The following is a 20,605-nucleotide window of genomic DNA, read 5'->3' as shown; positions in this document are numbered from 1 at the left end:
TTGTCCTGATTTAAATTTAATCCACTATACAAACCCCGATGGGCAACATTCATGGTTAAGAGTTTTTAGGATGCGGCTTTTCCGTTTTGCCGTTCACTTTCTTTTTGGGCAGGATAAAGTGCATTTTCAAACCATTCGGCTTGATGTTTTCAGCCATGATTTTGCCGTTGTGCTGCTCCATGATGTGTTGGGTCAGGGCAAGGCCTAAGCCGGTACCGGGTTTGCTGGCGCTGGAGTCGGCACGGTAAAAGGCGGTGAAAATGTGCGGCAGTTGCATTTCGTCCACGCCGGGACCGTTGTCGGTAACATCGACAATCCAATGCTTGCTGTCTTGTCCGATATTGACACGGATGGTGCTGCCTTCGGGGCTGTAATTGATGGCGTTGCGGATAACGTTGTCAAACGCGCGGTACAAATAGCCTTCGTTGGCGCAGACCGTGGCATTTTCGGGGATTCTGGGTTCGACCGAAAGGGTAACGGTTTGTTTGTTCTGCTGGGCAATGCTTTGGTTGTCTTCCACGATGTTCTTCAGGAAGGGGACGAGCTTCAGGCTTTCTTTTTCCAGCGGGATGTTGGACGTTTCCAAACGGGAAAGCGTCAGCAATTCGCCAACCAAGGTATCCATGCGGGTCAATTCGCCTTCCAGTCTTTTCAGATATTGTTCTTGCTTTTGCGGCTGCGCCTGAATCAGTCCGACAATCGCCTGCATACGCGCCAAGGGCGAGCGCATTTCGTGGGAGACGTGGTGCAGCAGGTGGCGTTCTTTGGCAACGAGTTTTTCCAGTTTTTCCGCCATTTTGTCGAACTGGATGGCAAGGTGGGACAATTCGTCGTCGCGGTCGTCCACTTGCTGCGAAATACGGGTTTCAAGTTCGCCGTTTGCCACCCTGTCCATGCCGCTGCCCAAGATTTTGATGGGCTTGGTAATGTTGCTGGCGAGGATGTACGCCATCAGCAGGCCGACGACGATGATGAAGGACAGGATGATAAATTCGTGCCAAATCGGGGCGAGCGGCAGACCAGGGATAAAGAGCGGGCTGGGCAGGCGTTGCGCCTGATGGCTGTCCCAGCCTTTGATAAAGAAGAGGTATTCTTCGCCGAAACGGTCGTATTCGATGTGCGCCAAATCGGAATTGGGATTATTGATGGCAAACACGCGGGCGCGTTCGATGGTGTGGTTGTCGATGTTGCGGTCGAGGATGTCTTTTTTCTCGTCGCCCAAAATGACGTAAACGGAATTGGAAACGGGGCTGTCTTCCCATTCCGCCAAAATTTCGCGCGCACCGCTGTCCCCGCGCGCCCTAAAGGCGGAGAGGATGCTGTTCATCAAAGTGGTTTCGATGGTGCGGCGTTGGTTGAATTGGTTTTCGGCGAGGGTATTTTGCACCAGCCAAAAAGAAAAACTCGCCACAAAGATTGCGCAGACGATGACTGCGCAAAATGTGGCGAAGATGCGTTGAAACAGTTTCATTGATCTGTTTTATCTTTAGTTTTTAACAAACAGGTAGCCCAAGCCCCGTACGGTCTGAATCAGCGAGGCATCGCCCAGTTTGTGGCGGATGCTGGAGATGTGGACGTCGATGCTGCGGTCGAATTTTGCCAGTTTGCGGTCAAGCGCTTCGATGGACAAAGTTTCTTTGCTGACGACTTGTCCGGCATGGCGCATCAGGACTTCAAGCAGGTTGAACTCGGTGCTGGTCAGCTCAAGCGGAGTGTCTTTGATGGTCGCCTGACGTTTGGCAGGGTACAGGACGACATCGCTGACGGAAATGCTGTTTGGCGCGTTGTTCGGCTCGCCGCTTTGTTGTGCACGGCGCAGGATGGCGTTGATGCGTGCCAACAGTTCGCGCGGGGTGCAAGGTTTCGGAACATAGTCGTCCGCACCCATTTCCAATCCGATGATGCGGTCGATGTCGTCGCCTTTGGCGGTCAGCATGATGATGGGAACGGTGCTTTGGGAGCGGACGTTTTTCAATACGTCCAAGCCGTTCATTTTCGGCATCATGGAGTCTAATACGACGACATCGTACTGGCCGGTCAGGATTTCGTGTACACCGGCTTCGCCGTCTGGAACGCTGTGGACGTTCAATCCTTCGGCGGTAAGGTATTCGGTGAGCAATTCAGTCAGCAAAGCGTCGTCATCTACGAGTAATACGCGACTCATGGGATTTCCTTTTCGTGATTGTATGCGCTGCGCAAACCCGAAATAAACGGGTGCGGCGGATAGTGATGGCTAATCTTAACACGCATTTTGAGTTTTTTGATAGCTTGTTTTCCTATGCTTTTGCGCTTTTTTGCATTGCAGGGACGCTGTCTTTACATTTTCAGACGACCCCTGTACCAAATCCCCAAAATATACGCCGGATACGCGCCAAACGGGCGGCAAAATGATGCCGGTAAAGGCTGTGTTCGAGAAAGGACGGAGGGATTATTATAGTGGATTAACTTTAAATCAGGACAAGGCGGCGAAGCCGCAGACAGTACAGGTAGTACGGAACCGATTCACTTGGTGCTTCAGCACCTTAGAGAATCGTTCTCTTTGAGCTAAGGAGAGGTAACGCCGTCCTGGTTTAAAGTTAATCCACTATAAAACAGGTCGTCTGAAAGCGTATTCGGGCTTTCAGACGACCCGTTTGATGTTAGAATGATTGTTTATATCTATGAATGAATCACAAAGGGGCTTGTCGATATGTCCTTATCCATTGACGAACAGCTTTTGCCGCACCGCAATGCCATTGATGAAATCGATGCCGAGATTTTGCGCCTGTTGAACGAGCGCGCAGGCCATGCGCACGCCATCGGCGAATTGAAAGGAACGGGCGCGGTGTACCGTCCCGAGCGCGAAGTCGCGGTATTGAGGCGGATTCAGAGTTTGAACCAAGGCCCGCTGCCTGACGAATCCATCGCAAGGCTGTTTCGCGAAGTGATGAGCGAATGCTTGGCGGTGGAGCGTCCGCTGACGATTGCCTACCTCGGTCCGCAGGGAACGTTTACCCAGCAGGCAGCCATCAAACATTTCGGCCATGCCGCCCATACTGCCGCATTTCAAACCATAGACCAATGTTTCCGCCAAGTCGAAACGCGGCAGGCAGATTATTTGGTCGCGCCGGTTGAAAACTCGACCGAAGGCTCGGTCGGACGCACCTTGGATTTGCTGGCGGTAACCGCATTGAAAGCCTGTGGCGAAGTCATTGTCCGCATCCATCACAACCTTTTGCGTAAAGGCACGCACGAATTGGGCGGCATCACAAAAGTCATCGCACACGCCCAAGCGCTGGCACAATGCAACGACTGGCTCGGACGCAACCTGCCCAACGCCGAACGCATCGCCGTTTCCAGCAACGGAGAGGCGGCAAGGCTGGTGGCAGAATCAGACGACCCCAGTATCGCCGCCATCGCAGGGCGTACCGCAGCCGATATTTATCATTTGAACTATGTCGCCGAATGTATCGAAGACGAGCCGAACAACACCACGCGCTTCTTGGTCATGGGGCATCAAGATACAGGCAGCAGCGGCAAAGACAAAACCTCGTTGGCAGTCTCCGCGCCCAACCGAGCCGGTGCCGTCGCCGCGCTGTTGCAGCCGTTTACCGAATCAGGCATTTCAATGACCAAGTTCGAAAGCCGCCCGAGCAAATCCGCGCTGTGGGAATACCTGTTCTTCATCGACATCGAAGGACATCAGAACGACGAAAAAGTCCAAAACGCACTGCGGCTCTTGAGCGAACGCGCATCGTTTGTCAAAGTCATCGGGTCCTATCCGGCAGCCGTTTTGTGATGTAACGGAAATAAAGAAGGTCGTCTGAAAATTCAGATACGGGTTTTCAGACGACTTTTTCCATGCCTTTAACTTGTAGCATCTTCAGCATAATCAGCCCATTGGGCAGCCCACTCTTTCAATAAACGGTGGCGTTTTTCAAATGTCCGACGCAAAGTCGGTAATCCGATTAGCCGGTCAACCGTTTTTCCCAGCCCGAAAGTAAATTCCACCGTATCCGTTACACAAGTACGCCCTCCGGAAAATTTGAATTCATGCGTATGGCGGAAGGAGCGGTAAATCCCCTTCAACATCAGGTCGGTAAACGATTGGTTCGGCTCAAGCGAAATGATTTCGGCGCGATGCCGCAACCAAATCCCGCATACTCTGTATCTGAAATCCAAAATATCTCCCCGCGCCCAGTATTCCTTTTCTGATAACCATTGCACGTCAAACGGAAACTGACAGGCAAATCCGTGTCGGGAAGTACAGTAGCGGAATATCGGTTCGAGCGGCGCATCCAGCCGGACGCTGCGGGTGTAAGTCAGCATGATATCGACCGTTGTGGGTAAAGATGGGGATATGGATAAGAGTGGTGCGGTCGGTATCAGTTCATAAATTGCATTGAACGGCGTGATTTGGTGTTGATAATAGAATAAAGGTCGTCTGAAAATTTTCAGACGACCTTTATGATGAATCGCGGCGGTAGGTTTCAATTATTCTTGGCTGATGGGTTCGAAGCCCGGGCAGTCTTCATTATTTTTGGAATTGCTTGCCCAGAAGATGCCGTCGCTGTTGAGGTAAACGGAGCAGGTCTCGGTGGACTTGTATTCGTCTGTGGGTTTGGCTTCGAGGATGTATCTTGAGGAGGCGGAGTTTACGATTTTTTTATCATTGTCGTCCGGACCTTCGAAGTTGAAGATGGAGATATTGAAATATTGGTTTTGAACCAAGGGAGGCAACGAGGGATTGCCTGCTTCGGCTTTTACGGTCGCATGCTGGGCGTAGTAACGCTCGAGGTTTTGGGCGTTGATCAGCAGCTCGGAGCGGACGCTTTCCAAGCGTGTTTTGCGGACGTAGCGTTGGTAAGAGGGATAACCGATCGTCGCTAAAATCGCGATGATCAGGACGACAACGAGTAGCTCGGGGAGAGTAAAACCTTGTGATTTGTTTTTCATAGTAAGTGTCATTGTGTTGTTATATTTATCCAGCCGGGTCGTCTGAAAGGTTCGGGGAGGCAGCTGTTGTTGGGTTTGATGGATGCTGAATTATAGTTCTTTTCTCTTGTTTTGAATGTTTGGATAAATATTGAGATTGGGAAAATATGTAAATACGTTGAAATATTCTGGAAAAGGGTTTTGATTATTTCTATGTAAAACAATAAGTTAGATTTTAGTTTGGTCGGTTATTGTCTTGGCTGGGGTAGATGTTTACAGTAAAATCTGCCCGTTTTCAGCGTTTTCGGCGGATAAGTGTTGGGATTATGCGACATGAATCGGGTGCCGGATTGAACAGATGAAATGGATGAATCAGAAAGTCAGTTATGGCAAAAATCATTAATAAATGGACGGTTGGAATAACGGTTGCTGCGGTGCTTGGATTTGTTGCTTGGTCTTATTTCCAGCCCGAACCTCAAACTTCTTACATCACGGAAACGGTCAAACGCGGCGACATTAGTCAGACGGTATCCGCTACGGGTGAGATTTCGCCGTCGAATCTGGTGTCGGTGGGCGCGCAGGCTTCGGGGCAGATTAAGAAGCTGTACGTCAAGCTCGGGCAGCAGGTTAAAAAGGGCGATTTGATTGCGGAAATCAATTCGACCACTCAGGTGAATACGCTGAATACGGAAAAATCCAAGCTGGAAACGTATCAGGCGAAATTGGTTTCCGCCGAAATCGCGCTGAACAGTGCGGAGAAGAAATACAAGCGCGAGGCGGCTTTGTGGAAGGAAAACGCGACGTCCAAAGAGGATTTGGAAAGCGCGAAGGATGCGCTGGCCGCGGCTAAGGCAAACGTTGCCGAGTTGAAGGCTTCTATCAGGCAAACCAAAATTTCCATCAATACCGCCGAATCGGAATTGGGCTATACCCGCATTACTGCGACGATGGACGGTACGGTGGTGGCGATTCCGGTGGAAGAAGGGCAGACGGTGAATGCGGTGCAGTCCACGCCGACGATTATCCAGTTGGCGAATCTGGATACGATGTTGAACAAAATGCAGATTGCCGAAGGCGATATTACCAAGGTCAAAGCGGGGCAGGATATTTCGTTTACGATTTTGTCCGAACCGGATACGCCGATTAAGGCGAAGCTCGACAGCGTCGACCCGGGCTTGACCACGATGTCGCTGGGCAGCTACACCACCAGCACGGACACGACTTCTAATGCGATTTACTATTACGCCCGCGCTTTGGTGCCTAATCCCGACGGCAAACTTTCTATCGGGATGACGACGCAGAACACGATTGAAATCAACGGCGTGAAAAACGTTTTGCTCGTGCCGACGCTGACGATTAAAAAACACGACGGCAAATCGTTTGTCAGCGTTTTGGGCGCGGACGGTAAAGCTTCGGAACGCGAGATTACGGTCGGTCTGAAAGACAGTATGAATACCGAAGTGAAAAGCGGTTTGAAAGAAGGCGACAAGGTGGTGATGTCGGAAATGAGCGCGGCGGAGCAGGCTGAAGCGGCGCAACGCGCCATGCAGGGCGGTCCGCCGAGATAAATAGGCAATAGGTCGTCTGAAAGTTTTGTTTCTTAGCAAAATCCGCTTTCAGACGACCTTTCCACTCCATACATCATTATCGGTCGGAAACACTTATGAGCTTAATCGAATGTAAAAACATCAACCGCTACTTCGGCAGTGGCGCGAACCGCGTTCATGTGTTGAAAGATGTCAGCCTGTCGATAGAGAAGGGCGATTTCGTCGCCATCATCGGGCAGTCCGGTTCGGGCAAATCCACGCTGATGAACATCCTCGGCTGCTTGGATAGCGCGACTTCGGGTTCGTATCAAATCGACGGCATCGAAACCGCCAAAATGGAGCCGGACGAACTGGCGGCATTGCGGCGCGAACGCTTCGGCTTTATTTTCCAACGCTACAACCTTTTGGGTTCGCTGACAGCGCGGGACAACGTCGCCCTGCCTGCCGTGTATATGGGCATGGGTGGCAAAGAGCGTTCCGCGCGTGCGGAGAAGCTGTTGCAGGATTTGGGTTTGGAAGGCAAAGAAGGCAACAAACCCAGCGAACTTTCCGGCGGTCAGCAGCAACGCGTCTCCATCGCCCGCGCCCTGATGAACGGCGGCGAAATCATCTTCGCCGACGAACCGACCGGCGCGCTCGATACCGCCAGCGGCAAAAACGTAATCGAAATCATCCAAAAGCTGCATAAAGAAGGGCATACCGTGATTATGGTTACGCACGATCCCGGTATCGCCGCCATCGCCAACCGCATCATCGAAATCCGCGACGGCGAAATCATCTCCGACAGTTCCAAAAATCCCGAAATCCCCGAAAGCAAAATAGAACGCATCAAAGAAAAATCTTCGTGGCTGTTTTATTACGACCAATTCGTCGAGGCCTTCAAAATGTCGGTGCAGGCGATTATGGCACACAAAATGCGCTCGCTCCTGACCATGCTCGGCATCATCATCGGCATTGCGTCGGTCGTGTCCGTCGTCGCTTTGGGCAACGGTTCTGAGAAAAAAATCCTCGCAGACATCAGCGCAATGGGGACGAACACCATCAGCATCTTCCCCGGGCGCGGTTTCGGCGACAGGCGCAGCGGCAGGATTAAAACCCTGACCATTGACGACGCCAAAGTCATCGCCAAACAAAGCTACGTCGCTTCCGCCACCCCGCAGACCAATTCCAGCGGCACGCTGACCTACCGCAATACCGACTTATCTGCCTCGCTTTACGGCGTGGGCGAACAATATTTCGACGTGCGCGGGTTGAAGCTGGAATCAGGCCGCCTGTTTGACGAGGGCGATGTAAAAGAAGACGCGCAAGTTGTCGTGATCGACCAAAACACCAAAGAAAAACTCTTTGGCTCAGACGTCAATCCCTTGGGCAAAACCGTCCTCTTCAACAAACGCCCGCTGACCGTCATCGGCGTGATGCAAAAAGAAGAAAACTCCTTCGGCAATTCGGACGTATTGATGCTCTGGTCGCCCTATACGACCGTGATGCACCAAATCACCGGTGAGAGCCATACCAACTCGATTACCGTCAAAATCAAAGACGACGCCAACACCCAAGTCGCCGAAAAAGGACTGACCGAGCTGCTCAAAACGCGGCATGGTACGGAAGACTTTTTCATGAACAACAGCGACAGCATCAAGCAGATGGTTGAAAGCACCACCGGCACCATGAAGCTGCTGATTTCCTCCATCGCCTTGATTTCATTAGTGGTCGGTGGTATCGGCGTGATGAACATCATGCTGGTGTCCGTAACCGAGCGCACCAAAGAAATCGGCGTGCGCATGGCGATTGGCGCGCGGCGAAACAACATCCTGCAACAATTCCTGATTGAAGCGGTCTTAATCTGTATTATTGGCGGCTTGGTCGGAGTAGGGCTGTCCACAGCCATCAGCCTCGTGTTCAACCAATTCGTCACCGAATTTCCGATGGAAATTTCCATCGGCTCCGTCATCGGCGCGGTTGTCTGTTCCACCGCCATTGGCGTAGCGTTCGGCTTTATGCCCGCCAACAAAGCCTCCAAGCTCAATCCGATTGACGCTTTGTCTAAAGATTAAGGTTTCAGACGACCTCCAAACCTAAGGGGGCGTCTGAAAAAGCAAAAGTCGGGTCAGAACCCGACGCAATACCGAACACACGATTCACACAATACATTGCGAAAACAGCCCGAAGGTCGTCCGAATCCGCAACATATAGTAGATTAACTAAATCAGGGTAAGGAGAGGTAACGCCGTACTGGTTTAAAGTTAATCCACTATATTTCAGACGACCCCTCCCGAAACAGGCATCTTCAGCCTTCAATACAAGGAAACCTATGGACGTTTACGCAACATACACAGCCTATCCGCAAAGCGGCATCGAACAAATCAAAGCCTCCTCCGGCACGCCTGCCGCCGTATCCGAATGCAGCGCAGGCAAACTATGGGACGCGCTGCATTTCGTCCTGACCGGCAAAGGCTCGGACGATGCCGACGCGGCAAACCCGTTGAGCAAAGCCATGATCGGCAACATCCTGCGGCAGGATGAAGAAGCGGGCGAACACACTGGATGGATCGACGATACCGAAACCGCCGAAGTAGCCCAAGCCCTGAACCAAGCCGATTTCGCCGCGCTGCTCGACGGCAAAACCGCAGCAGATTTTCAAAACAACCAAATCTACCCCGATATTTGGGGCGATGAAAAAGCCTTTGCCGAAACCCGCGCGGAATTGGCGCAGCGGTTTAAAGAACTCACCGCGTTCTACCAAGCCGCCGCCGAACAGCATTGCGGCGTCGTGGTTAGGATTTCATGATTTCAGACGACCTTTTTGAATGGGAAGAGGTCGTCTGAAAAACGGATTCAACGGCGAAAGGTACATGAATAATTGATTTAATTGAATTTTATTGAAATGAGTAATACGAATTACGTTTGTTTTTCCTGCCGTACCGCCGTGCGCCGTCCGAAACGCTATTTCCGCCCCCAAGACAGCAGTTCGCCCCGTTGTTCGCAGTGTTCCAAACCATGTGTGGAGCTGTCGGATAGAATTCCGCTTCCGTCGAAGCATAAAACCAAAGAATGGCAGAAATTGCAGCAGGATTTGTGGCGGCAACAGTTGCAAATATTGGAGAGACAGCAACGCTACAGAGTCAGGTATAAGCATGAACTCGAACACGAAGCCGATCGGTTGGAGCGTAAACTGCAAGAGCCGATGCATCCGCAAACTGCCAAACAATTAAAACGTCTTCTGAAAAATTGTTTGAAGAACTTAGAACAAGTCAAATGACCGAGCAAGAACTGGTGCGCCGTTTCCATCAGGCTTTAACCGATATTTCCGCCCTTGCGGAAGCCATTGGCGAACTGCATTGGAAAAGGGCTTTTTTCGACAAGGCGGCGTGGACGCTTGAAAACGAATCCCTGCCTTTTGAAGAACGTTTGGAGCTTGCCTGCGAACAAAGCCACGTTTTCGGCGGCATGGGTTCTTGGAATGATTCCCCGCCGTTCTCCGCCCACGAACACGGCTTGTCTGATGAGTTTGAGAAGACCACTTCGGCTTTGTATGAAATACGTTCGACGGCAATGGTGCATTTAAGGTGGAAGAGCGGAAAGTAGCGTGGGCTTTGCCCGCAAAAACAAGTTTATCCATCCGATTGCTGGTTTTCAGACGACCTCCAAATCAAAGGCTGAAACATGAACCCCGACAAAGTACAACGAAGCAAACTGAACACGCTGACCGACCTGCCCAATGTCGGCAAAGCCGTGGCGGAGGATTTGGTTTTGCTCGGTATCACGCAGCCGCAGGATTTGGCGGGGCAGGACGCTTATGAAATGTACGACCGCCTGTGCAGCTTGACGGCAACCAGACATGATCGTCGCTGGTTGATTTTATGCAGGGAAACGAACCAAAGCCGTGGTGGCATTTTACGGAACAGCGGAAAGCGGTTTTAGCCGATAAATAAACGCAGCCGATGAGATTGTTCAGACGACCTCCCGACCTTTCAGGTCGTCTGAAACCTTAAACCGAAAGACACAACATGCAGAAAAAACCTTTTTTTCAGACGGCATTATCCCTGTCGCTCGCCCTTGTCTTAAGCGCGTGCGCCGTCCACAGCACCGACCAAAACCTCACGCTTGAATCGACGGGGCAGGTGATGAGCGCGGCGGAGACCGCCGAACGCTACGACGTGAACGGCAACTGGTGGGAAATCTACCAAAGCCCGCAGCTCAACGCCCTGATGGCGCAGGCTTTGGAAAACAATATCGATTTGAAACAGGCGGCCATCAGCGTCAATAAAGCCCTATATCAAGCGAATATTTTGGGGGCGGATTTGGTGCCGTCGTTCAGCGGCTCGTTGAGTGCGTCCACATCCAAAAACCTGAAAACCGGCAGCCACGGCAACACCTTCAGCAGCCAGCTCGGCTTGAGTTACGAATTGGATTTGTGGCGCAAACTCAGTGCCACCGCCGACGCGCAAGTCTGGGAATACCAAGCCACGCGGCAGGATATGGCAAACACGCGCCTGACTTTGATCAACAATGTCGCCGACGCCTATTTCAATATCGCCTACCTCAACGAAGCCATTGAATTGGCGCAGAAATCCCTCAAGCAATATCAGGAAATCAACCGCATTGCCGATGCCAAGTTCCGCTACGGCAGAGCCGATTCCAGTCAGCCGACGCAGGCGAAACAATCGCTGTTGAGCGCGCAAAACAGCCTGATTTCCCTGAAAAACAGCCTCGACACGCAAAAACAGGTTTTACGCAACCTGCTCAACCTCAAACCGAACGAAGCCATCGCCGCCGACCCCGCTCAATACCGACTGCTGCCCGTCAAAGGCGTGAACCTCGACGTACCGATTACCGTGTTGGCGAACCGCCCCGACCTGCGCGCCGCCGAATACCGCCTGCAATCCTCGCTCCAATCCGTCAAAGCGCAAAAACGCAGTTGGTATCCCTCGATTACATTGGGCGCGAGCTTGAGCACGTCGTCTGAAAAAGCCAAAAGCGCGTTCAATATCCCGCTGCTGGGCGGCTCCGCCACCATCAACCTGCCGTTCCTCAACTGGCAGACCATGAAATGGAAAGACAAAACCGCCCAAGCCAATTTCGACAGCGCCAAACTCGACTTTGAAAAAGCCCTGACCACCGCGCTGAACGAAGTCAATACCAATTACCTCGCCTACCAAAACGCCCAAGCTGCGCTCAGCAACCAAGAACAGCGTTACGCCTTGGATAAGAAAAACAGCCGCTACTACCAAGTGCGCTACCAACACGGCAAGAACGAACTGAAAGACTGGCTCGAAGCGCTGAACAGCGAATACAGCTCCGCCCAAAACGTACTGAACCAGCGGTACGAGACGCTGAAATACGAAAACATGGTGTATAAAGCGATGGCGGGCCGTTATACGCCGAAGTAGGGCGGTCGGCTCGAGAGGTCGTCTGAAAACTGAAAAAACGGTTTTCAGACGACCTTTTTGGTGGCTTGTCGGAAACAAGCCGGTGTGCAGTAAAAACGTCGGTAATGTCCCGCCGCGGTTTAAATTTGCTGTAAAAATCGAAACGCCTCGGAAAAGCAAAGAATTTGAGTTTGGATATCGTTTTTTAGAAATTCGAATTTTATTGAAAATAGCTTGATAAACAAAAGGATATGTGCTTTTTGTGGAATTGTTGGATGCAATCGCGTATAATTTTGCGATTGTTTTATTCTGCAATTTCAGGCAGTAGATTGTCTGGGATGCTTATAGGAGCCCAATACCATGATGATATTATATTCAGGCATTACATGCCCGTTCAGCCAACGCTGTCGCTTCGTCCTGTACGAAAAAGGCATGGATTTTGAAATCAAAGACGTTGATATTTTCAATAAGCCCGAAGATCTTGCCGTAATGAATCCGTATAACCAAGTCCCCGTTTTGGTTGAACGTGATTTGATCCTCTATGAATCCAATATCATCAATGAATACATAGACGAACGCTTTCCCCATCCGCAACTGATGCCCGGCGACCCCGTGATGCGCGGCCGCGGACGATTGGTTTTGTTCCGCATGGAGAAAGAGCTGTTCAGCTTGGTGCATGTATTGGAAAACCCGAATTCCACCAATAAAGAAATGGCGAAAGCGCGCGAAGCCATCGGCAACGGTCTGACCATGCTCGCGCCTGCGTTCACCAAAAACAAATACATTCTCGGCGATGATTTCTCAATGATTGACGTGGCGTTGTCTCCTTTGTTGTGGCGTCTCGACCATTACGACATCAAACTCGGCAAATCCGCCGCACCATTGCTGAAATACGCCGAACGTATCTTCCAACGCGAAGCCTTTATCGAAGCCATGACCCCCGCTGAGAAGGCAATGCGCCGTTAAAGGTCGAAAGGATTCATCATGACGACATCTACCAAGCCTTATCTGATTCGCGCTTTGTACGAATGGTGTACAGACAACAATCAAACGCCGCACATTGTCGCATGGGTAAACGAACATACCCGCGTCCCCATGCAGTATGTTCGCGAAAATGAGATTGTCCTCAATATCGGACCGACTGCCAGCCATAATTTGAATATCGACAACGATTGGATCAGCTTTTCGGCCCGCTTTGGCGGCGTGGCGCACGATATTTGGATTCCGGTCGGACACGTTGTCAGCCTGTTTGCCCGAGAAAGCGGCGAAGGCATGGGATTTGAAGTCGAGCCCTATGAACCTTCCGATAAAGAACAACCGGAACAGGAAACTGAAAACAAACAAGAAACCGATACGCCGGCAAAATCCGGTAAGGTGTTGAAGTTTGTGAAATAGGTTGGAAATGTAAAAGGTCGTCTGAAATTAAGTTTTCAGACGACCTTTTTGTGTTCATCGGGAAAGGGGAGGAGTATTTCAAAAGTGTGCTCTAGTTTAGTAAGTTTAAACTTTCAAACGACCTCTCGGAGATTTCAGGTAAACATTGATTTAATCCGATATAATTTATTCCATTCAACACTTTTTATCCGATAGGAGAACCTCATGTACCGTCCTGCCGTCTGCTTCACATTGGGAGAAGCTGCTGCTACCACGGCCTATCAAAGCAAAATAGGCGGTACGCCCTACCTGCCAAAAAATGCCGAATATCCGTATCACGCCGAGAAAAAGCATCCGCTGACTCTGGTGGCACAAATCAACTTTGCCGAAGTGCCGCCGTTGTCCGGTTTCCCCGAGCGTGGCATCTTGCAAGTTTTTGTTGATGGGCTGGATTACGGCTTAGGTAACGACTTTGAAAATCTGTCGGAACAAGCCGGCTGGCGCATTATGTACTATCCCGAATTATTGCCCGAGAGCGAATTGCAAACCGATTTTTCCGCTTATCAGGCAACCGATTCAGAATGTCTGCCGTTTTCTGGGGAGTTTCCGCTGATTTTTCAAGCGGCAAGCGAAGAGGAGGAAGATGCAGATTTCAATCAATCTCAAGGGCATAAAATCGGCGGTTCTCCGATTTTTCTTCAGGGCGACCCGTTTCTTGAGTGTGATGAAGACGCTGATTTTGACGATCCCGCTACCATCACTTGTTCTGATTGGCGCAAATACATCCTGCTGTTGCAATTAGACACTGATATCAATGAAAAAGACCGCTATACTGGAAAACTGATGTGGGGCGACTCCGGTGTGGCGAATTTCTTCATTACGCCCGAAGATTTGGCTAAACGCGATTTCAGCCGTGTGGCATTTGTGTTTGATTGTTGTTAAATGCCCGATCAGCCATCTTTTATAATGCTCCCAAACAAAAAGGTCGTCTGAAATTAAGTTTTCAGACGACCTTTTTGTGTGTCAAACCGCTGTTAGGAAACAACTTCGCCTTGGGTGCGTTGTTTGTCGATGCTGCGGTTGATGTGCCATTGTTGGGCGATGGTCAGGAGGTTGTTGACTACCCAGTACAATACCAGACCGGCAGGGAAGAAGAAGAACATGGCTGAGAAAATTAGCGGCATGACTTTCATCATTTTTGCCTGCATCGGGTCGGTCGGCGGCGGGTTGAGGAATGTTTGGGCAAACATGGTTACCGCCATAATTACGGGCAGGATGTAGTAGGGGTCGGAGCGGCTAAGGTCGGTAATCCAGCCCAGCCAAGGTGCCTGACGCAATTCTACGGAGGCGAACAATGCCCAGTACAAGCCGATGAAGACGGGGATTTGCAACAGCATGGGCAGGCAGCCGCCCAGCGGGTTGATTTTTTCGTCTTTGTAAAGCTGCATCATGGCTTGCTGTTGCGCCATACGGTCGTCGCCGTATTTTTCTTTGATGGCTTGCAGTTTGGGCGCGGCGGCGCGCATTTTTGCCATAGAGCGGTAGGATGCGTTGGTCAGCGGGTAGAGTACGGCTTTGACGATAATGGTCAAAACGATGATTGCCCAGCCCCAGTTGCCGATAATGTTGTGCAGTTGGTTCAGGAGCCAGAAGAGGGGGGAGGCGAACCAGTGTACTTTGCCGTAGTCTTTTGCCAGTTGCAGGTTGTCGGCGATGTTTGCGATGACGGATGTGGTCTGCGGGCCGGCGTAGAGGTTGATGGAGGCTTCGGATTTCGCGCCGTTTGGGATGGCGGCAAGGGGAACGCTGACGCTGGTGCTGTACAGGTTGTCGTTGCGGCGTTTGATGTCGATACGGCAGTCGCCTGCGGCGCAAACGCTTTGTCCGCCTTTAGGCTGGAGGATCCAGGTGGACATGAAGTGGTGTTCAATCATGCCGAGCCAGCCGGTTTGGGTTTTGCGGGCGTATTCGGCTTCGTTTTTGCCTGATTTGGCATCGTCGTCCAAGTCGGAGAAGTTGACTTTTTGGAATTTGCCTTCAGGGGTGTAAACCACCGGGCCGACGAAAGAGCGGGTAAAGTAGCCTTGACCTTCGGGTTCGCTGTGGTCGCGTACGATGCGGTAGTCTGCGCTCAGGTTGGCAGGCTTGCCGCTGGTGTTGGTGATGTCGAAACGGACGTTGACGAGGTAGCTGTCTTTGGTAAAGGTATAGACCTTGTCGATTTTCAGTCCGTTTGTTTCAGGCGCGCTCAGGCGGACTTCGACTTTGTCGCCGTTGAGGCTGTATTGTTTTTGCGCTGCGGTAAAGTTGACGCCTTTCAGGATGTTGTTGCCTTGTGCGTCCAAAAGCTCGGACTGGGCAACGTAGGTGTATTCTTTGCTGTCGTTAAACAGGGTGAAGGGTTTGTTTTCGTCGCCATTTGCTTTGTATTTGAGCAGGGTCATTTGACGCAGGTCGCCGCTTTTTTCGTCGATGACGGCTTTGACCGTGTCGGTTGTTACGGTAATCGGCGTTGCGGGGGCGAGTGCGGCTTCAGCGGCAGCGGTTGCGGCGGTTTGCTGCTGTTGCTGCGCGGCTTGTTGTGCCGGATTGGGTTTGGGGCTGGGGAAGAAATGTTCCCAGCCGGCAAAGATTGCCAGCGAAATGGCAAAAAATGCCACAAGTCTTTTAAAATCCATAAGAGATTCCTGGAATTGACGGGTATGTAATGGAGATGAAAACTGCTTCAGACGGCATTATATAGAAACCGACGGGAAATTAAAGGAAATCAAGTTATCCGAATGATTCGGATTACGGGACGGGATCGTGTCCGTGTCCGCCGAAAGGGTGGCAGCGGGCGATGCGTTTGAGGGCGAGCCAGCCGCCTTTGAATGCGCCGTATTTTTTGACTGCCTCGACCGCATATTGCGAACAGGTCGGGGTATAGCGGCAGCGCGGCGGTATCAGCGGGCTGATGGCGTATTGGTAAAAACGGATCAGCGCGAGGATGAATTTGGACAACAGGGTATTCATCAGCGTTTGCGCATAAGTTGCACCAATTGGTTTCGGGCTTCGGCGGCATTTTGCCGGTTGAATGCCAGGCGGACGCGTACGACGAAATCATGCGGCGGCAGGCTGTTTTTGTTCAGTCTGAACCAATCTCGGATGACGCGCTTCATGTAGTTGCGTTCATGCGCGCGTTTCGCTGTTTTTTTGCTGACGACCAAGCCGAGCCGCGGATGGTTCAATCCGTTGTCGGCAGATTGGGAAACTTGCAGCAAATCGCGGCTGCGCCGGTTTTTGAACGCAAAAACGGATGAAAAATCATCCGTTTTTAATAAGCGGTACTGCTTTCCGAAGCGGTAGTCCAAAATTACACTGCCAAGCGTTTGCGGCCTTTGGCGCGACGGGCTGCCAATACTGCGCGACCACCGCGGGTTTTGGAGCGGACCAGGAAGCCGTGGGTACGTTTGCGTTTGGTAACGGAAGGTTGATAAGTGCGTTTCATGATGTTTCCTAAAAAATCGGTAGATAAATAAACTGTGAATTACACTCTAATTTTCATCTTTTGTCAATCTCGGTTGAGTAAATGGATATGGCGCGCAGGGTGGTTCGGTTTGCGGATTTACGCGGCGCTTTGTGGATAAAATTTCCGGCGGGTTGTGGATAAAGTTTGGCGGAGTGGGTATAATCGGCACTTCCTGTCCCTTTGTCGGGTGATAGGTCGTCTGAAAATGTTGATGCGGATTTATCGTGATGATTTTCCAAAAATAATTTAATTGTATTTTCAGACGGCGTCCGGTTTGGCGGATAGGGTTTGTGCGGTATTTGCGACACTTTTTCCGTCGGGCTGAAACCGCATTTCCAAAGGCTGCAATTTCCGACGGTTTCTCTCCGTTTCTTTCCAACGATTTCCACGACTCGAGCTTATTCATGACGCTAGCAGAATTTTGGCCGCAGTGCCTCCGCCGACTTCACGATATTTTGCCTGCCGGGCAGTTCGCGCAATGGATTGCGCCCTTGACCGTGGGCGAGGAAAACGGCGTGTGGGTGGTTTACGGTAAAAACCAGTTTGCCTGCAATATGCTCAAAAGCCAGTTTGCCGCCAAAATCGAAGTGGTGCGTGCGGAATTGGCTCCGCAACAGGCGGCTTTTGCGTTTAAAGCCGGCGCGGGGCAGCATTATGAAATGGCGGAAAATGCGGGGGCGGTTGCGCCTGAACAAGCCGCGTTGACGGAAGAAATGCCGAAAGCGGACGCGCAAGAATCTTTTTCGGACGGGACGTCGTCTGAAAACTCGGACAAACCCTCCGTTGCGAAAACAGCGGCGGACATTTTGGCGCAGCGCATGAAAAACCTGCCGCACGAAAGCAAACAGCCTGCCGCCGCGCCCGCAGAATCCAAAGCCGTTGCCAAAGCCAAAACGGAAGCGCAACGCGATGCGGAAGAAGCGCGTTACGAACAGACCAATCTGTCGCGCGACTACACATTCGATACCTTGGTAGAAGGTAAGGGCAACCGCCTTGCCGCCGCTGCCGCTCAAGCCATTGCGGAGAATCCGGGGCAGGGCTACAACCCGTTTTTCCTGTACGGCAGTACGGGTTTGGGTAAAACCCACTTGGTGCAGGCCATCGGCAACGAACTGCTGAAAAACCGTCCTGACGCCAAAGTGCGTTATATGCATTCAGACGACTATATCCGCAGCTTTATGAAGGCGGTGCGCAACAATACTTACGATGTGTTCAAGCAGCAATACAAACAATACGACCTGCTGATTATCGACGACATCCAGTTTATCAAAGGCAAAGACCGCACGATGGAAGAATTCTTCTATCTGTACAACCATTTCCACAACGAGAAAAAACAGCTCATCCTCACTTGCGACGTGTTGCCTGCGAAAATCGAAGGCATGGACGACCGCCTCAAATCGCGTTTTTCATGGGGTTTGACTTTGGAACTCGAGCCGCCCGAGCTGGAAATGCGCGTGGCGATTTTGCAGAAAAAGGCAGAAGCGGTAGGCATCAGCATTGAAGACGAAGCCGCATTGTTTGTTGCCAACCTGATTCGTTCCAACGTGCGCGAACTGGAAGGCGCGTTCAACCGCGTCAGCGCCAGCAGCCGCTTTATGAACCGCCCCGTTATCGACATGGATTTGGCGCGCACGGCTTTGCAGGACATCATCGCCGAAAAACACAAAATCATTACTGCCGACACCATTATCGACGCGACTGCCAAATATTACCGTATTAAAATCAGCGATATACTCGGCAAAAAGCGCACGCGCAACATTGCCCGTCCGCGTCAGGTCGCCATGAGCCTGACCAAAGAGCTGACCACCCTCAGCCTGCCGTCCATCGGCGACGCGTTCGGCGGACGCGACCACACGACCGTCATGCACGGCGTGAAAGCCGTAGCAAAACTGCGCGAAGAAGATCCCGAGTTGGCGCAAGATTACGAAAAACTCCTGATTCTGATTCAAAACTGAGTCAGAACCGGTTTTCAGACGACCCCTCTCTTAAAAGGTCGTCTGAAAACGCAAATACACTTTGATTTTAACGGCGACGCATTATTCATCGCGCACGCCGAACCCGATTCAAAAACATCCGAAATAACCGATTCAAAAGGAATTGACCATGCTGATTTTACAAGCCGACCGCGACAGTCTGCTCAAGCCGCTGCAAGCCGTTACCGGTATCGTCGAACGCCGCCATACCCTGCCCATCCTCTCTAACGTCCTGCTCGAAAGCAAAGACGGTCAAACCAAACTTTTGGCGACCGACTTGGAAATCCAAATCAACACAGCCGGCCCGGAAAGTCAGGCGGGCGATTTCCGCATCACCACCAACGCCAAAAAATTCCAAGACATCCTGCGCGCTTTGCCCGACAGCGCCATCGTTTCGCTAGACTGGGCAGACAACCGCCTGACCCTGAGTGCAGGCAAATCACGCTTCGCCCTGCAAACTCTGCCTGCCGAAGACTTCCCGCTGATGAGCGTCGGCGAAGACATCAGCGCCGCGTTTTCCCTGTCGCAAGAAACCTTCAAAACCATGCTTTCGCAAGTCCAATACAGCATGGCAGTGCAAGACATCCGCTACTACCTCAACGGCTTGCTGATGCAGGTTGAAGGTAACCAACTGCGCCTCGTTGCCACCGACGGTCACCGCCTTGCCTACGCCGCCAGCCAAATCGAAGCCGAATTGCCAAAAACCGAAGTCATCCTGCCGCGCAAAACCGTTTTGGAACTCTTCAAACTGCTGAACAACCCGTCCGAACCCATCAGCGTCGAATTGCTCAACAACCAAGTACGCTTCCAATGCAACGGTACGACCATCGTCAGCAAAGTCATCGACGGCAAATTCCCCGATTTCAACCGCGTCATCCCGCTGGACAACGACAAAATCTTCCTCGTTTCCCGTACCCAACTTTTGGGCGCGCTTGAACGTGCCGCCATCCTTGCCAACGAAAAATTCCGCGGCGCGCGCCTGTTCCTGCAACCAGGCCTCTTGAGTGTCGTGTGCAGCAACAACGAGCAGGAAGAAGCCCGCGAAGAACTCGAGATCGCCTACCAAGGCGGCGAACTCGAAGTCGGTTTCAACATCGGCTATCTGATGGACGTGTTGCGCAACATCCATTCCGACGATATGCAGCTTGCCTTCGGCGATGCCAACCGCTCGACCTTGTTTACCGTGCCGAATAATCCGAACTTCAAATACATCGTCATGCCGATGCGCATCTGATGCGGCAGTTGTTTTGAAATCGGTAAAAGGTCGTCTGAATAATTGGAAAGTTTAAGGTTATGAATTTTTTTAGAAAAACTATCTTTTTTCTGGTTGTTTTATCGATCTTGGCTGCCTGCGGGTCGTTTGTCTCGCAATATGTTTTGGGGATGGATCCCTGCGTTTTGTGTATTTTGCAGCGTTTGTCGGTTTTGGCGGTCGGGTTGGTGGCTTTGGCAGCAGCCTTTTCCCGTCAGGCTTCTAAGTTGAGCAGGCTGTTTAGCGCCTTGTTGGTCAGTGTGCCAGCGGTGTATGGCGCGGGCGTTGCTGCCTATCAATTGTGGCTGCAAAGCCTGCCGCCCGGCAGTGCGCCGTCCTGCGGGGCGCCGTGGACTTTCCGTTTAAAAGACTGGCCGCTGTTTGACTGGTTTGAACCGATTGTGCGTGGCTTTGGCGATTGTGCCGTGCCGGACTATCTGCTGGGCATTGCATTGCCGTACTGGAGCATCGCCTATTTCGGTTTTGTAATTGTATTGGTGTGGTTCGCCTGGTTTAAAACCAAATAACAGTAAAGATGAAAAGGTCGTCTGAAAACCGAAAATATGGTTTTCAGACGACCTTTGTTGTATTTGGTAACTATATGTGCCCGTTGTATAATCGCGGGTTTTCAATTCAATAATATAGTGGATTAACTTTAAACCAGTACG

General features: G+C 51.4%; 23 protein-coding genes. 14 read left to right on the top strand and 9 right to left on the bottom strand.

The annotated features are described in order from the left end of the window. Positions 1–55 precede the first annotated feature (55 nt). Complete coding sequence (locus tag HMPREF3277_RS05765; RefSeq protein ID WP_003758036.1) at positions 56–1,471, bottom strand: HAMP domain-containing sensor histidine kinase; 1,416 nt, start codon at positions 1,469–1,471, stop codon at positions 56–58. Positions 1,472–1,486: 15 nt separating this feature from the next. Next, positions 1,487–2,164, bottom strand: a complete 678-nt coding sequence (gene misR / locus HMPREF3277_RS05760; protein ID WP_003740839.1) for a two-component system response regulator MisR — start codon at positions 2,162–2,164, stop codon at positions 1,487–1,489. Between the two features lie 525 nt (positions 2,165–2,689). Here misR and pheA point away from each other — a divergent pair. Next, a complete protein-coding gene (pheA, locus tag HMPREF3277_RS05755; protein WP_003758043.1) occupies positions 2,690–3,778 on the top strand; it encodes a prephenate dehydratase in 1,089 nt (362 codons plus the stop codon). Positions 3,779–3,846: 68 nt separating this feature from the next. Here the strand turns inward: pheA and HMPREF3277_RS05750 are convergent, their stop codons facing one another. Beyond that, the gene (locus HMPREF3277_RS05750) at positions 3,847–4,473 is read right to left on the bottom strand and encodes an SRPBCC family protein (RefSeq protein ID WP_246830769.1); all 627 of its coding nucleotides are present in this window, start codon (positions 4,471–4,473) and stop codon (positions 3,847–3,849) included. Further along, complete coding sequence (locus HMPREF3277_RS05745; protein WP_003762655.1) at positions 4,474–4,935, bottom strand: type IV pilin protein; 462 nt, start codon at positions 4,933–4,935, stop codon at positions 4,474–4,476. It lies immediately after the preceding gene. A 365-nt stretch (positions 4,936–5,300) separates the two neighbouring features. Between HMPREF3277_RS05745 and HMPREF3277_RS05740 the strand changes: the two genes are divergently transcribed. The 10 genes from HMPREF3277_RS05740 to HMPREF3277_RS05695 all read left to right on the top strand — a co-directional run bounded on the left by HMPREF3277_RS05740 (position 5,301) and on the right by HMPREF3277_RS05695 (position 14,146). Further along, complete coding sequence (locus HMPREF3277_RS05740) at positions 5,301–6,482, top strand: efflux RND transporter periplasmic adaptor subunit (RefSeq protein WP_070870317.1); 1,182 nt, start codon at positions 5,301–5,303, stop codon at positions 6,480–6,482. Between the two features lie 95 nt (positions 6,483–6,577). Next, positions 6,578–8,515, top strand: coding sequence for a MacB family efflux pump subunit (locus tag HMPREF3277_RS05735; protein WP_070870316.1), 1,938 nt, complete (start codon positions 6,578–6,580; stop codon positions 8,513–8,515). A 257-nt stretch (positions 8,516–8,772) separates the two neighbouring features. Then, positions 8,773–9,249, top strand: coding sequence for a DUF1877 family protein (locus tag HMPREF3277_RS05730; protein WP_070870315.1), 477 nt, complete (start codon positions 8,773–8,775; stop codon positions 9,247–9,249). A gap of 96 nt (positions 9,250–9,345) precedes the next feature. Beyond that, positions 9,346–9,720 (top strand): hypothetical protein, encoded by a 375-nt coding sequence (locus tag HMPREF3277_RS05725; RefSeq protein WP_246830768.1) that lies wholly within the window; start codon positions 9,346–9,348, stop codon positions 9,718–9,720. After that, positions 9,717–10,046 carry an NADH dehydrogenase gene (locus HMPREF3277_RS05720; RefSeq protein WP_070870314.1) on the top strand — a complete coding sequence of 110 codons (330 nt, stop codon included), beginning with the start codon at positions 9,717–9,719 and terminating at the stop codon, positions 10,044–10,046. The genes HMPREF3277_RS05725 and HMPREF3277_RS05720 overlap by 4 nt, the downstream gene beginning before the upstream one ends. Before the next feature lie 78 nt (positions 10,047–10,124). Continuing rightward, on the top strand, positions 10,125–10,382 hold the full coding sequence (locus HMPREF3277_RS05715) for a helix-hairpin-helix domain-containing protein (RefSeq protein ID WP_246830767.1): 258 nt from the start codon (positions 10,125–10,127) through the stop codon (positions 10,380–10,382). Between the two features lie 86 nt (positions 10,383–10,468). Next, complete coding sequence (locus HMPREF3277_RS05710) at positions 10,469–11,851, top strand: TolC family protein (RefSeq protein WP_070870313.1); 1,383 nt, start codon at positions 10,469–10,471, stop codon at positions 11,849–11,851. A gap of 339 nt (positions 11,852–12,190) precedes the next feature. Continuing rightward, the gene (locus HMPREF3277_RS05705) at positions 12,191–12,796 is read left to right on the top strand and encodes a glutathione S-transferase N-terminal domain-containing protein (protein WP_003762636.1); all 606 of its coding nucleotides are present in this window, start codon (positions 12,191–12,193) and stop codon (positions 12,794–12,796) included. Positions 12,797–12,814: 18 nt separating this feature from the next. Further along, positions 12,815–13,225 (top strand): ClpXP protease specificity-enhancing factor, encoded by a 411-nt coding sequence (locus HMPREF3277_RS05700; RefSeq protein ID WP_049230182.1) that lies wholly within the window; start codon positions 12,815–12,817, stop codon positions 13,223–13,225. 204 nt (positions 13,226–13,429) lie between these two features. Then, positions 13,430–14,146, top strand: a complete 717-nt coding sequence (locus HMPREF3277_RS05695; protein WP_070870312.1) for a YwqG family protein — start codon at positions 13,430–13,432, stop codon at positions 14,144–14,146. 92 nt (positions 14,147–14,238) lie between these two features. Here the strand turns inward: HMPREF3277_RS05695 and yidC are convergent, their stop codons facing one another. The 5 genes from yidC to HMPREF3277_RS13650 form a co-directional block, all read right to left on the bottom strand. After that, complete coding sequence (yidC, locus tag HMPREF3277_RS05690; RefSeq protein ID WP_070870311.1) at positions 14,239–15,882, bottom strand: membrane protein insertase YidC; 1,644 nt, start codon at positions 15,880–15,882, stop codon at positions 14,239–14,241. 112 nt (positions 15,883–15,994) lie between these two features. Next, positions 15,995–16,216 carry a membrane protein insertion efficiency factor YidD gene (yidD, locus tag HMPREF3277_RS05685; RefSeq protein ID WP_003762642.1) on the bottom strand — a complete coding sequence of 74 codons (222 nt, stop codon included), beginning with the start codon at positions 16,214–16,216 and terminating at the stop codon, positions 15,995–15,997. After that, positions 16,216–16,554, bottom strand: a complete 339-nt coding sequence (gene rnpA / locus HMPREF3277_RS05680) for a ribonuclease P protein component (protein WP_003777060.1) — start codon at positions 16,552–16,554, stop codon at positions 16,216–16,218. The genes yidD and rnpA overlap by 1 nt, the downstream gene beginning before the upstream one ends. A 2-nt stretch (positions 16,555–16,556) precedes the next feature. Next, on the bottom strand, positions 16,557–16,691 hold the full coding sequence (rpmH, locus tag HMPREF3277_RS05675; protein WP_002214728.1) for a 50S ribosomal protein L34: 135 nt from the start codon (positions 16,689–16,691) through the stop codon (positions 16,557–16,559). Between the two features lie 46 nt (positions 16,692–16,737). Next, positions 16,738–17,118: a hypothetical protein gene (locus tag HMPREF3277_RS13650; protein ID WP_168168250.1), complete on the bottom strand. Its 381-nt coding sequence runs from the start codon at positions 17,116–17,118 to the stop codon at positions 16,738–16,740. Between HMPREF3277_RS13650 and dnaA the strand changes: the two genes are divergently transcribed. The 3 genes from dnaA to HMPREF3277_RS05660 all read left to right on the top strand — a co-directional run bounded on the left by dnaA (position 17,117) and on the right by HMPREF3277_RS05660 (position 20,464). Continuing rightward, complete coding sequence (gene dnaA / locus HMPREF3277_RS05670) at positions 17,117–18,667, top strand: chromosomal replication initiator protein DnaA (protein WP_070870310.1); 1,551 nt, start codon at positions 17,117–17,119, stop codon at positions 18,665–18,667. The genes HMPREF3277_RS13650 and dnaA overlap by 2 nt on opposite strands. A gap of 148 nt (positions 18,668–18,815) precedes the next feature. After that, positions 18,816–19,919, top strand: a complete 1,104-nt coding sequence (dnaN, locus tag HMPREF3277_RS05665; RefSeq protein ID WP_070870309.1) for a DNA polymerase III subunit beta — start codon at positions 18,816–18,818, stop codon at positions 19,917–19,919. A 59-nt stretch (positions 19,920–19,978) separates the two neighbouring features. Next, entirely contained in the window at positions 19,979–20,464 is a 486-nt protein-coding gene (locus HMPREF3277_RS05660; RefSeq protein WP_070870308.1) for a disulfide bond formation protein B, read from the top strand. The last annotated feature ends 141 nt before the right edge of the window (positions 20,465–20,605 follow it).

The sequence above is a fragment of the Neisseria sp. HMSC70E02 genome (assembly GCF_001838645.1).
In the GTDB taxonomy this organism is placed as follows: domain Bacteria; phylum Pseudomonadota; class Gammaproteobacteria; order Burkholderiales; family Neisseriaceae; genus Neisseria; species Neisseria macacae.
The sequence above is the reverse complement of the archived record's forward strand: the minus strand, read 5'-3'. Positions and strand labels throughout refer to the sequence as shown.